At 63.3% G+C, this 12,642-nt stretch carries 10 protein-coding genes and 1 other annotated feature; of the genes, 5 read left to right on the top strand and 5 right to left on the bottom strand.

The window, feature by feature from the left end:
• Positions 1 to 13 precede the first annotated feature (13 nt).
• The gene (locus FJV43_RS19430) at positions 14 to 631 is read right to left on the bottom strand and encodes a helix-turn-helix transcriptional regulator (RefSeq protein ID WP_239620014.1); all 618 of its coding nucleotides are present in this window, start codon (positions 629 to 631) and stop codon (positions 14 to 16) included.
• Positions 632 to 964: 333 nt separating this feature from the next.
• Here FJV43_RS19430 and FJV43_RS19425 point away from each other — a divergent pair, with 333 nt between their 5' ends.
• Positions 965 to 2,128, top strand: coding sequence for a hypothetical protein (locus FJV43_RS19425; protein ID WP_239620013.1), 1,164 nt, complete (start codon positions 965 to 967; stop codon positions 2,126 to 2,128).
• 16 nt (positions 2,129 to 2,144) lie between these two features.
• On the opposite strand, the gene FJV43_RS19420 is transcribed toward FJV43_RS19425, so the two are convergent.
• Entirely contained in the window at positions 2,145 to 2,519 is a 375-nt protein-coding gene (locus tag FJV43_RS19420; protein ID WP_239620011.1) for a hypothetical protein, read from the bottom strand.
• A gap of 353 nt (positions 2,520 to 2,872) precedes the next feature.
• Here FJV43_RS19420 and FJV43_RS19415 point away from each other — a divergent pair, with 353 nt between their 5' ends.
• Positions 2,873 to 4,087 carry an EAL domain-containing response regulator gene (locus tag FJV43_RS19415; protein ID WP_239620010.1) on the top strand — a complete coding sequence of 405 codons (1,215 nt, stop codon included), beginning with the start codon at positions 2,873 to 2,875 and terminating at the stop codon, positions 4,085 to 4,087.
• Positions 4,088 to 4,096: 9 nt separating this feature from the next.
• On the opposite strand, the gene FJV43_RS19410 is transcribed toward FJV43_RS19415, so the two are convergent.
• The gene (locus FJV43_RS19410; RefSeq protein WP_239620007.1) at positions 4,097 to 4,957 is read right to left on the bottom strand and encodes a DMT family transporter; all 861 of its coding nucleotides are present in this window, start codon (positions 4,955 to 4,957) and stop codon (positions 4,097 to 4,099) included.
• A 125-nt stretch (positions 4,958 to 5,082) separates the two neighbouring features.
• On the opposite strand from FJV43_RS19410, the gene FJV43_RS19405 reads away from it, so the two are divergent.
• A complete protein-coding gene (locus tag FJV43_RS19405; protein ID WP_239620006.1) occupies positions 5,083 to 6,495 on the top strand; it encodes a PLP-dependent aminotransferase family protein in 1,413 nt (470 codons plus the stop codon).
• Here the strand turns inward: FJV43_RS19405 and FJV43_RS19400 are convergent.
• A complete protein-coding gene (locus FJV43_RS19400; RefSeq protein ID WP_239620004.1) occupies positions 6,492 to 7,097 on the bottom strand; it encodes a GDYXXLXY domain-containing protein in 606 nt (201 codons plus the stop codon). The genes FJV43_RS19405 and FJV43_RS19400 overlap by 4 nt on opposite strands.
• Entirely contained in the window at positions 7,094 to 8,365 is a 1,272-nt protein-coding gene (locus tag FJV43_RS19395; protein ID WP_239620002.1) for a DUF2157 domain-containing protein, read from the bottom strand. Before FJV43_RS19395 ends, FJV43_RS19400 begins: the two co-directional genes overlap by 4 nt.
• 509 nt (positions 8,366 to 8,874) lie before the next feature.
• Positions 8,875 to 8,930, top strand: a sequence feature (sul1 is cis-regulatory element that is thought to sense ions involved in sulfur or methionine metabolism; They are found in Alphaproteobacteria).
• Positions 8,931 to 9,139: 209 nt separating this feature from the next.
• Between FJV43_RS19395 and FJV43_RS19390 the strand changes: the two genes are divergently transcribed.
• Positions 9,140 to 10,624 carry an MBOAT family O-acyltransferase gene (locus FJV43_RS19390; protein ID WP_239620000.1) on the top strand — a complete coding sequence of 495 codons (1,485 nt, stop codon included), beginning with the start codon at positions 9,140 to 9,142 and terminating at the stop codon, positions 10,622 to 10,624.
• A gap of 14 nt (positions 10,625 to 10,638) precedes the next feature.
• Positions 10,639 to 11,634 carry a hypothetical protein gene (locus FJV43_RS19385; protein WP_239619998.1) on the top strand — a complete coding sequence of 332 codons (996 nt, stop codon included), beginning with the start codon at positions 10,639 to 10,641 and terminating at the stop codon, positions 11,632 to 11,634.
• Positions 11,635 to 12,642 lie beyond the last annotated feature (1,008 nt).

The following is a 12,642-nucleotide window of genomic DNA, read 5'->3' as shown; positions in this document are numbered from 1 at the left end:
CCGCACGCCCGCCTCAGTCGATCGCATGCAGCAGCGCCGCACGGACGAGATCCGCGGTGTTGCGCGCACCGAGCTTGCGCATCGCCTCGGCGCGATGGCTCTCGAAAGTGCGCGGACTGATCTGCATGCGAAGCGCGCCCTGCTTGTTCGAATAGCCTTCGCTGATCAGCCTCAGCACCTCGCGCTCGCGCTTGGTCAGCCGCTTCTGGCCCGACGGACCGACGAGCTCGGCGCTCGGCACGCGCTGCGGCTGCAGCGCGCGAGCGGCCTTCGATTGCGCCTCCTCGGTGCCGGACGGGATCGGCAAGCCGCCTTTGCCGGCAAGCTGCTTGACCAGACCGCAAACGCGCTCGGTCTGTACCAGCGCGTTCTCCACCACCCGCTGCAGATAGGCACGATCGCCCGTAGCAGGCACGAGCTGATCGCTGTGGTGCTTGATCTCGCCCATGTAGAGCAGGAGCGCAGTCAGGGGGCCGTTGAGCTCGCGGGCGATGGCCGCGGCCATTTCGTCGGCCGCCTTGGCACGGGCGGCGCTCAGGCGGACGAAATCAGGCTCCTCAGCCGGCGCAGCGCCGCCTTCGTCCCATTCCGACGGCCGCGAATCAGTGGCCGTATCATTCGGTGACCCCATGGCACTCGTTTAGCGGAACCGGAGCCGGTCTGTGCTTAACTTTCTGCTCCGTAAGACTACGGTGATTTGGGCCCTTTTGCGCTAAAAAGGCGACTTCGGCACAATTTGTGCTTGCGTGCGGCCGCCCTCGATCGTGCAGCGGTTGAGTTCCGGCCGACACCTTGAGCGGTCAGGCCGGAAAACTCCCTTCGAGCGCCGCCTCCAACCGGCGCCGGCCCCCGGCTTTTACGGATTAATTAACGGCGACTTGCTTCTCTAGGGCGGTTGAGCGCGCAAATGCCTCCACGCATTGGGCCCGCAAGCCAGCGGGACACGCTGCGAAAGATGCGTGCCATGAACGAGATCGATCGACTGTCGGAATTTCTGCAGAGGCTGACGCCGCTGTCGCGCAGCTGTCTGCTCAGCGAGCTCGAGCGGCTCGAGCTGTGCGGCATCGACATGCCAGGCTCGGCCGACATCCAGTCCCGCTTGCGCGCCGAGTTCCGCAAGGACGGATCGACCCAGGCGCGCGCCACCAACCCGTCGCGCTATTTCTTCGCGCCGCTGCAGCTGCTGCTGATCGATGGCGCACCCGAGCATGCCAATCTGGGGCGGATCTCGCGCAACACCCTCACCCCGATCTGGGAGTGGATCTGCCGCGATCTGCTGCCGACCATGGCGCGCGACTACATCAAGGCGATCAACGACCAGGTCGCGGCGAACAACCCGAAGGAGGTGCAGAAGATCGCGTCGACCTTCCAGATCAAGGTCGTCAAGGTCCTCGAAAGCACCCTCACCTCATCCGAGAGCACCGAATCGGCGCGAGCCAAGCTCGCGCAATACACGGCCTCGCGCACCGCCTTCGACGACGTTGTGAAGATGCTGCATGTGTTGCGCGCCGGCGATGCGCTACCGAAGTTCAACGAGAAGCTGCCCGAGAGGATCGCGAAGTTCGACGACGGCCAGGTCGCCCAGACCACCGCGCAGCTCGACGCCTTCAAGAAGGCCCATCCCGACGCGCTGCCCTTTGCGCTGGCGCTGGTGGCGCGGCGTCTGAAGACGCCCTGGCAATTGGTGCGGCTTGCCACCAAGGCTGCTGCGAGCAAGGCCGCCGCGGACATTGCCGCCACGCCCTATGCCTGCGTCGTTCACATGGTCCTCGACCGGCTCGACGACAAGCGCCTCGCGCTTCGCATCGCGCTCCGAAACAACCGGGTGCTGGTCGCCCGCGACCTGCTCGCCGAAATCTACGACACCGAATATGCGCTCAAGGTCCGCATCGACGGCATCGAGCATTGCGACTGGGGCGTCCGCCTCCAGCAATTGATGGACGCGATCGCGAAGCTGGTCTCCGCCGAGGTGAGCCGCTTCCCCGCCAATGTGGGCCACATTCTCGGATCGCGGCGGCTGCGCAGCCACGACACGCTCGGCGGCAAGCTGACTTATCTGGCCTGGAAGGGACGCGACGCGATGCAGGACGGTGCGGCGGCGTTCCGCAAGTTGATCGGGCAAAACTAAAGCGCGATGCGATTAGTTAGGCACGCCGGGCGCGCGGCAGGCTCAGGAAACGGTCGAAAAACCGCCCCGACAGCACGAATCTGAACCACCAATACATCATTCGCCGCATCGACATTGCTGTAATCCTCGACAGCCCACCACCGGCTGCGCGGACCAATAGCGCAGCTGCAGCAATGTGCGTGTGATGCGCTTCACATTCTCGGTCTCCGGCCCGGACCCGTTGTCGCAGAACCACGGCGCGCGACAGCGCAACATGCGCGCAGGACGGGAAGACGAGCTGTTCCGGCGCAGCCGTCGCTCCGATGCGCGCGCTGACGCTCGCGTCGACGACAATGGCGCCGACGTCATCGCCGCAAGGCAATTGCGCACCGACCACAACGACAAGCGCCACCAGCCGCGCCCCTCGAACGAGCACGCGGGCTGGCGTGACACGGGAAAGTCGCCGGCAATCAATCCTCCGTCGGCCTCATCCCTGCGCCGGAGCGACAGCGCAACCGCATTGCGCAACGCGGTCGAGCGGCAAATTGCACGCCCATTGCGCGCGAGAGATTTTTCGCGCGCTTCGACCGGCGTTGCGCATGCGATGCCTGGATATGCGGATTCTTTTCGAAGCTTCTGTCGAAAAATTAGCTCAAATTGCAGAGCTTAACGTTACTCAAATTATTCAAGAACGATGTGAAGCTCTCCTTATTTGAACCCACGCTCGCCGTTTAAAAAACCGTCACGGAACGGGAGTGGTGTACGATGAACGATGGGATGACTGAACTCGTCGGCCGGAGGCCTGTGACCTTCGGACGACGAAAGGTGACGCCGCGCGCCTGCGTGGCCGACAGCAAGCGTCACCTGCGCGCCTTTCTCAGCGAGGTGCTCGAGGATCTCGGCTTCGTCACCTGCGAATGCGCCAGTGCCGACGAGCTGAAGACCGTGCTCGCCACCGAGTTGCCGGACCTGATCCTGCTCGGCGTCGCCGCCGATGGCATCGAGCCGGGACGATTCCTCGAAATCCTGGTGCGCGAGGCATTTGCTGGCAGGGTCCTCGCCGTCGGTGCCCGCGAATCGATCATCGTCAAAGCCGTGCGGCAGGTCGGTGAGGAGTATGGCCTTGCGATGCTGCCGCCGCTGACCACGCCCTTTGCCGCGGAGACGCTGCGCGAGCGTGTTGCAATGCTGCTGCCGGAGGAGCCGGCGCCGAGCCCGGCGGTGCATGTCGGCGAGGCCTTGCACGCCGGCTGGCTCGAGCTCTGGTACCAGCCCAAGATCGACGCGCGCACGCTCGTGCGCAGCGGCGCCGAGGCGCTGGTGCGGATGCGGCATCCGACCTGGGGCGTGGTACCGCCGGCCTATTTCATCCCGGAGCCGCACGATCCGCATTTCCGCGGTCTGTCGGAGTTCGTGATCGATCGCGCCGTGCAGGACTGGCACTATCTTCTGGAACAACAAAGCCCGGTCGATCTGTCGATCAATCTTCCCGCCTCCTATCTGAGGGAGCCGCACGCGGTGCGCGATCTCTGCCGTCGCGTGCCGACGCATCCGGCCTTCGGCGGACTGACGGTCGAGATCGACAGCGAGGAGGCGATCCGCGAGCTCGATCTCCTGACCGAGGTCGCGCGCGAGGTGGGCCTGCACAATATCGCGCTGTCGATCGACAATCTCGGCACCAACTGGCCGTCGCTGATGGGGCTCGACAGAATTCCCTTCGTCAAGCTGAAGGCCGATCGGCAATTCGTCACCGGCAGCGGCGGGGACCGGCTGAAGCGCACGGTGTGCCGCCACATCGTCGAGCTGGCGCAGGGCTTTGGCGCGCGCACCGTGGCTCAGGGGGTCGAGAGCCGCGCCGACCTCGTGGCGGCGAACGAACTCGGCTTCGACCTCGTGCAGGGCTTTCTGTTCGGCAAGCCGATGCCGCTGAAGAAGTTTGCAAGGAGCGCGCTGACGCGAACGGTGATGGGCGAGGCGTGAGGCACAGCCTCACGCGAACTGCCGCGCGAAGAAGACGCAGACGACCACGACCGCGGTCGCGGCGATCATGCTCCAGGCGACGGGCTCACGCAGCAGGAAGCCCGCGAGCGCGAGACCGAAGAACGGCTGCAGCTGCTGCAACTGGCCGACACGGGCAATGCCGCCGACGGCGAGCCCGCGGTACCAGAAGATGAAGCCGACGAACATGCTGAAGACGGAGACGTAGCCGAGCCCGATCCAGGCGGGCACGGTGACGCCGCTCCAGACGGGCGGCCATGTCAGAATCGCGAGCGCCGCCATCAACGGCAGCGCGAGCAACAGCGCCCAGGAGATCACCTGCCAGCCGCCGAGGCGGCGCGACAGCGCGGCGCCTTCGGCATAGCCGAGGCCGCACAGCACGATCGCGGCCACCATCAAGAGATCGCCGGTGAGCGATGCCGAGCCGTCGCCAGCGAGGGCGAAGCCGGCCACCGTGGCGCTGCCGGCCACGGCGAACGGCCAGAACAGCGGTTGCGGCCGCTCACCGCCGCGCAGCACGCCGAAGATCGCGGTCGATAGCGGCAAGAGCCCGATGAAGACGATCGAATGCGCGGAAGTGATGTGCTGGAGCGCGAGCGCCGTCAGCAGGGGAAAGCCGATCACGACGCCGACAGCGACGATCGCGAGCGAGGCGAGATCCTTCCGTGCCGGCCGCGCCTGACGGAGCAGGCCGAGCAGCGCAGCCCCCAGCAGTGCGGCGATCACTGCGCGCGCGGAGGTCAGGAACAGCGCCGAGAAGCCCCCGACCGCAACCCGCGTCGCCGGCAACGAAGCGCTGAAGATGATGACGCCCAGAAGACCGTTGCCCCAGCCGCTGCCCGCAGATTGCATGTCACCTCATTCCCTGGCGCGGCCATCTACCCGCTTCGACCATGGCGAAGCCAGCGACAGTCCCATACAATCTTGGAAAACTGTATTGGTATGGAAGGTCATACACCTTGGGCGCCGACACACGCATGAAGGGCCATAACGGCACGCGGACCGCCGATGTCATGAGCGCGGTCCGCGCCAAGGTCGCGGGCCGCGCGCTCGGTGCCGGCGACCGCCTGCCCTCGATCCGCAGTCTTGCCGCGACCATGGACGTTTCGCCCTCCACGGTGGTCGAGGCCTATGACCGGCTCGCGGCCGAAGGCCTGATCCGCGCGCGCCGCGGCTCGGGCTTCTATGTCTCCCCGACGGCAACACCGCCGCTCGCGCTGGCCGAAGTCGAGCCGCGGCGCGACCGGGAAGTCGATCCGTTCTGGGTGTCGCGGCAGTCGCTCGACGCCGATGCGGCCGTGCTCAAGCCGGGCTGCGGCTGGTTGCCGGCAGACTGGATGCCGGAGGCCGGCCTGCGACGGGCCGTCCGTGCGCTGGCGCGGGTCGACGAGCGCCTGCTGACCGACTATGGCAGCACGCGCGGCGTACTGGCGCTGCGCCGGCTGCTGATCACGCGGCTGGCGGAAGATGCCGTTGAGGCGTCAGTCGACCAGCTCATGCTGACGGGCTCGGGGACGCAGGCCACCGACCTCGTCTGCCGCTTCCTGCTTCGTCCCGGCGACACCGTGCTGGTCGACGATCCCTGCTACTTCAATTTCCGTGCACTGCTGCGCGCACATCAGGCAAGGATCGTCGGCGTGCCCTATACGCCGTCGGGCCCGGACGTCGCGCGCTTCGAGCAGATCCTCGGCAGCGAACGGCCGCGGCTCTACATCACCAATTCAGCTCTGCACAATCCGACCGGCGCGACGCTGTCTCTTGCGGCCGCGCACCGGCTTCTGACCGCGGCTGCCGCGCACGACCTCACCATCATCGAGGACGACATTTTTGGCGACTTCGAGCCGGAGCGCTCGCCGCGCCTTGCCGCGCTGGACGGCCTCACCCGCGTGATCCGCATCGGCAGCTTCTCCAAGACGCTGTCGGCGTCGGTGCGCTGCGGCTACATCGCGGCACGCGCCGACTGGATCGAGAATCTCGTCGACCTCCAGGTCGCAACCAGCTTCGGCGGGCCGAGCCCGGTCGCGACCGAGATCATTGCGAAAGTCCTGATCGGCGGCAGCTATCGCAAGCACATGGACGAACTCCGGCAGAGGCTCACGCGCACGCGTCGGGACGTCGCGCGCAAGCTTCAGGCGCTGGGGATCGAGCCGTGGCTGATGCCGCGCGGCGGCTTCTTCCTGTGGTGCCGCCTTGCCGACGGGCTGGACGCCACGCAGATCGCGCGCGCCGCGCTCCAGGAGAATGTCGTGCTGGCGCCCGGCAACGTGTTCAGCGTGTCGCAGACGGCATCGCACTTCATGCGCTTCAACGTGGCACAGATGAGCGAGCCGCGAATGTGGGACGTGCTGCGGCGGGCGTTGAAGTCGGCGCCCGGAAGCACCGGCGGCTAGTACCACGGCTCCTCATACACCGGCTCGCCGTCGAGCAGCAGCCGCTTGATGGCGGCGCGGCCCGAGGGCAGCACGGCGGCGACGACCCGCAGCTTCTGCTGGTTGCGCGCCTGCTCGAGCTTCCGGCCCTCGCCCTCGGGCACGAAGTAGCTTTCGAGACCATATTTGATCGTCAGCTTGTCGCAGAAGGTGCGGCCGGTCGAACCGCAGGAATGGCTGACGCGGCCACGGATCAGGATTTCAGGTACCGTGACCGTGACGGGCGCGGCGTGCACCGAAACCGCCTCATAGAGCCCGTTGGCATTGGGTGCGAGCTTCACAAACACGTCAGGATTGCGCTCGGCCGCGGGCTTGCCGGCCAGCGCACCTGCCGGCAATTGCGAGATGTCGTAGCGGAGCACGACATAGTCGCCGCGCAGCAGATCGCGGGGATCGACCGGCTGAGTCTGCAACGTGACCTCACTGCCTTCGCGCAGGATCTGCATGCGGTCGGCGACCATCAGGACCAGCAGCGCACATTGAATGAGGATGGCGGCGACGAACAGCGCCGCTTTCGGGATGCGCTGCCAGAGTTCGGTGAGGGACGCGATCGTCTTGTTCATCGCTCGGCCCTCGGCAACATGCGATTGAGCGCGGTTGCGAACAGGACGGCCACCACGCCCGCGGCCGCAAGGAAAGCCGATCGGCGCAGCAGCGAGCCCTTCACGGCCCAGGTGATGGCCGCGATGACGCCGGCGATCCCGAGCCAGCCGGCAACGATGCGCGGACGCGCTGCATCGAGCATGCCTGATACGACGAGGCACAGCATGGCGCAGAGCAGTGCGGCATAGGCGAACCAGGGCTCGCCGGCCGTGGATGCCGGCCAGAGCGGCGCCGCGACCAGCACGAGCCCGATCGCGCATCCTGCCAGGACTTCACCCGGGCGCCTGGTGATGGCGGCGGATACGAGCGCAAGGATCACGCCGGCAACGCCGCACAGGATCGCCCAAAGCGGCTGGGCCGGCACCGTGGCGGTCCGGAGGCGGATGATGTCATCGACGGTCGTCACTTCCAGGACGGCGGCGCCGGCCAGCGACAACGCGCCGTAAATCGACAGAACTGTTCCGAGGCCGAGCGCCCGCGGCGAGGGTGCTGCGGCGATCGCAAGCCCGGCGCCGAACAGCAGGGCCGCACCGTTCGCGAGCACGAACGACGGCTGGGCTCCAGCGAAATCAAAGCGAAGCGACGTCGCGATCCACCACGGCAGCACTGCGAGCGCGACGAGATGAGCCGCGACGCGCGAATTCCAGGCGAAGGCGAGGCTTGCGGCGACCAGCCAGACCGCCACGAAGGGAAGATGCAGGACGTCGGGTGCATCGTAAGTCCGCATGCAGGTCCAGATGGTGGCGGCGACGAGACTGACCGCAAGCGCACCGCGCGATCCGGTCAGCAGCGCCGCCGCAAACGCGCCGATCGACCACAGCAGCATGCCGCCGGCAAAATCCTCGCCGAGGTGATACATCTGGCCGACCAGCGCGATGCCCGCACCGAAGATGATCGCACCGACGCTCGCGCAGAGATCGGAGAGAACAATGCGGCCGGTCGCAGCGAACCAGGCCCCGAGGCCGCCGGTGACGACCATGCCGGCGAGCAGGATCGCGAACCGCATCGGTCGTGCAATCTCCGTCCAGTGTGCCGCCACGAAGGCGAGGAATGCCGCCGCGATCAGCAGGCCGCCGACGATGGCGACCACCACGGCGATGTTGATGCCCGCCGGAAGCGGCGGCAGCGCATTGCGGATCGAGGCCGCCGCCGCCGGCGCGATCACGCCATCGGCCTCCCATCGCCCGAGATCGGCCTCGAGGCGCTGCCGGTAGGATTTGTCGAACATCGTTGGGAATTACTCGGGGTGTCGTCGGAGGGCGGGACGTTGCTAGGTCGGATCCCACCCATAACAGGTTCAACCCGTCACCGCTCTGCAGGAAAAAGCGGCCATCTTGAACTGCGGTCTAAAGTCTTAACGCCAACAAACTAGTTCGATCGGTCGAGATGCGGCAGCTCGTTCGATGCCAATGAACATCGAATGCAGTCATTGGCGATAGTCCGATTGGACTGGCCGCAGCCGCTGACCTGCTGGTCAGAAATATTCCGGTTCGCCGCTATGAGGCTGGCGAAACGGTTGTCGCTAATGCTCGCGTTTGCGACCGCGGGCGCCTCTTCTTTCTCGGCCTGGAATTTGAAAGTCGATCAAGCGGCCCGGCAATTCTGAGGCGGCGCGGATGGCAGGCGCCTCGCGATGGAATGGCGACCGAGAGCATTGTGCGATGCGGCTGAATGCCACTGGATAACTTGACGAATCTCAAGAACTGCTTCCGCCCAGTTGCAACGATGGTCCCATCACATGGACCTGGTGAGAAACCAGGTGGCTCTTCTGGCCGCCCATCCGCCAGATAACGTCAAAGCCCCGGCACGCCGTCTCCTGCCCCGGGCAACCGTGAGAATCCTCTCTCTCCCCTACATTCGCGAATCGAACTGTTCGAAAGCAGCTTCGCTGAGGATTCGGCGTTTGAGATTACGATGGTGAAATCAGCGGCAAGTGGCTGAGTTACTGGCTCTGACTACGTCTAAAACGACGCGATTAACGTCAGCGAGCGGAGTAGTCTACGTGCTGTTCAATTCTTATCAGTTCATACTCGTATTCCTGCCTGCCGTACTGTTCGGCTATTTCGCCCTGCGTTTCTTTGCAACCAAAGCCGTCACCTTGCTTTGGTTGATTGGCGCATCCCTTGCGTTCTATGCGGCTTGGGATCCATGGAATCTTCTGGTGCTCTTTACGAGCATCGGCCTCAATTTTATCTGCGGCACGAGCCTCGCGGCTCGCGCGCGAAGCGGAAGCCCAACCCGGCTTCTGCTTGCTGTGGGCATAGCATTTAACCTCTGCATGATCGGCTATTTCAAATATGCAGGCTTTCTTGCAGCGAACGTCAATACGATTTTTGGAACCGACATTCCTGTCCTCGATCTGGTGTTGCCGCTGGCGATTTCGTTTTTCACATTTCAGGAGATCGCCTATCTGGTCGATTCGTCACGGGGCGAAACATACGGGTACCGCTTCAAGGATTACGCACTGATGGTGGTGTTCTTCCCGCACTTGATCGCCGGGCCGATCGTCAATCACCGGATTCTAATGCGTCAATTCATGAGCAATGAGCAATTGAGCGCGAGGGCCCCGACACTTGCGCTCGGAACCGGCCTATTCGTATTCGGCCTTGCAAAGAAGGTGCTGTTCGCTGATGGCATGGCGCCGCAGGCCAATCTGATTTTCGACGGTCTGGCCAAGGGAGCTTCGCCGACCTTTGCCGAAGCCTGGGTTGGAGCCCTGGCGTACACGTTGCAGCTCTATTTCGACTTCTCCGGCTATTCCGACATGGCGATCGGATTGGGCCTTCTGTTCGGGGTTCGCCTTCCACTGAATTTCAACTCGCCGTACAAGGCAGAAAACCTCATCGATTTCTGGCGGCGCTGGCACATGAGTCTGTCGGCATTTCTCCGCGACTATCTTTATTTTGCTCTCGGCGGCGGCCACCGAGGGGAAATACGGCGGCTTGCAAACCTGATCATCACCATGCTGCTCGGCGGGCTATGGCACGGCGCGGGATGGACATTCGTCTGCTGGGGAGCGTTTCATGGCTTCGGGCTCGCCATATGCCATTTGTGGATACGTCTCTTCGGTACTGCCCAACGCGGCGGCGCCAGTCGATCTGGGGCTATGGCTGGCCGCACTCTTACCTTGATATTCATCGTGTTTGGGTGGGTGCTGTTCCGTGCGGACTCCATGGGAAGCGCAACCAAGATGATGGGGACGATGATCGGACTGAATGGGTTCGATCTCGGGATCAATGCCGACCGGCAACTGACCACCTTGCTGACGCTGGCGTCAATTGTCGCTTTGTCGGCGATTGCGCTGTTTGCCCCCAACTCACAGCAGTGGTTGGGTTACGATCCGCAGCATCGGGTTGAAGAACGCTCCTCCTTGGCCGGTCACTTTGGGACTGCCTACCCATTGCACGGCGTGGCGTTGGGCTGCCTTTTCGTCTTCACTCTGACCCAGATGTCCATCGTGCAATCTTTCCTCTATTTCCAGTTCTGACCGGAGGGCCTGAGATGCAGCTGATCCAGACGGGCGACGAACGTGGCGCGGAAGGTCGTGCGCGGGTCTGTCTTGCCGCATTTTCCGTTACGGTCCTCCTGTCGGTGGTTGGATTCTTTGCAGCACTCGCAGCTTTGCGGGCCATCGATCGCCTGCCGCCGCCTCCGGTATCCGGGACGTGGTGCATCGATGGCCGTTTTGTCTGGCTGAGAGACAACCCGGACTGGAAGAATGCGGCGCTCATCGCGGTGGGCTCGTCGGTGACTTGGCGTAATCTTGATTTCCATGTGGTTCGCCCCGAGGGGGGAATCGTAAACGCAGCGCCCTGCGCCCTAACCGTCAATCAGACTCGTTATATGACGGAGTTTCTTCTCTCGCGCGCATCGAACGCAAAAGCTGTGATGATGGTCCTGGCACCGCGAGACTTCCAAGGCTGTTCGAGGAATCCGACTGCATTTTTCGATCCTGATCTGGTCGATCAATTCATTGATCGAAAACTGAGCAACAGACTAAACAGGGCGTGGCTTCGCTTTCGTAACTTTCGTCTCAAAGACGTCTTCTTTCACGTGCTTTACGCCGAAGAGCGCCGCTCCGAGTTGCAGTTTGACGAGTTTGGATCCGGCCCCCTGGTCAGGGACGTGCCGGACGTGGGATACCCGGTCAAGCCGGAGTCCAGCTGCTATTCGGAACTAACCGGCCTCGCCACCTGGCTCGAATCGAAGGGCATTCAGTTCGTTGCGGTGACTTTTCCCGTTATGCCGGGGTGGGCCGCACGTCACGACCGATCCCGCTCGATACGAGAACAATTCAGATCTGCGGTCGCATCCGCGCTTGCCCCTACTAAAGCGATCTTGGTCGATGGCATGACCGAATGGCAAGTGCCGGACTCGGCATTTACAGATCCGGTACATCTACAATGGGCAGAAACGGCTGCGTTTACCCGTTATGTCTGGAAGGCTGCTCAACAGAGGGGCGCAGACTTGCCTCATCTGAAGAGTGAGGGGAAATGACGGCAGCGAGCAGGTCTGAGACGAGAAACAGCTCAACAACATGCGGTAACCGGAAAGAGCCGCCGCGTGCTGCCGGGCCGGCGGGTGGTCGCGAGGTGTTGGCTTAAGGCTTTTTTGCAAAAACTCAGATAGGCCCAGACGGCGCATCGTTAGTAACGCAGCCGTTCTTCCTGGTCCTAGCGAAACGTCTGAACTATTGACGCCCCTCGACTCGGATTTCGGCTGATCACCTCGCGCTCGGTGTGCGGGCATTCAGCCGACCATTTCGTCCGCGCCTACGTGTCTCGGTCGGCGCTGTAATAAGGCCTGCCGGTTTGTAGAACGCGCTTGGAATTCTCAGCGCGGGCTATCAGATGGACGTGACGGACCCGCAATGGGCAGACTTCCCTATCATGCGGGATTTTCGGGCCTTCCTCGATCGATATTACCCGAAGCCGATTGCTCGGAGAGCCCTCCCTTGATTGCATTCAACATGTCGCCGGCACTCGTGGAGATGATCAAGCGATGCGGTGACGAACCGACCCGCCAGAACATCATGCAAGTCGCCTCAAGCCCCGATCTTGCGATCGGAAGTTACGTCCGTGGGGTCCGCATAAGAACCTCCCGCACAGACTATCTTCCGATCGAGCAGCTGCAAATGATGAGGTTTGATTGGCGGAAAGAGAAGGATTCCCGCTTAAATCGAATCAATCCATTTGGAATCATCAGGCCTGGGGAAACAGCATTCACAACCGCCGGTTGAGGCCATGGTTAGATTTCCGCAAGCGCCATCCTGCTTCCTCGATGGAATTTTTCCAGCGGCACAGATTCGGGTCTTTCCCGATTTCAGCCAGCGTGAGAAACTCCCGCCAAGCTGAGCGAGCATGAAGTTCTACCCCTTGCCGCGTCGATTCTGCGTTCTGGAGTCGCCCCGTGTTTGGTGTTGGATCATATTCTTCGGTTGCCGGAGCTCCATCGAGCCACCCTTTGCTTCAATGTCGTTGCTATCGAGTAGGCAGCCTTCGCACT

Origin of the sequence: Bradyrhizobium sp. I71 (assembly GCF_022354745.1) — a bacterium.
GTDB classification, from domain to species: domain Bacteria; phylum Pseudomonadota; class Alphaproteobacteria; order Rhizobiales; family Xanthobacteraceae; genus Bradyrhizobium; species Bradyrhizobium liaoningense.
Note: the sequence above shows the minus strand (reverse complement) of the source record. Positions and strands in the feature narration are given on the sequence as shown.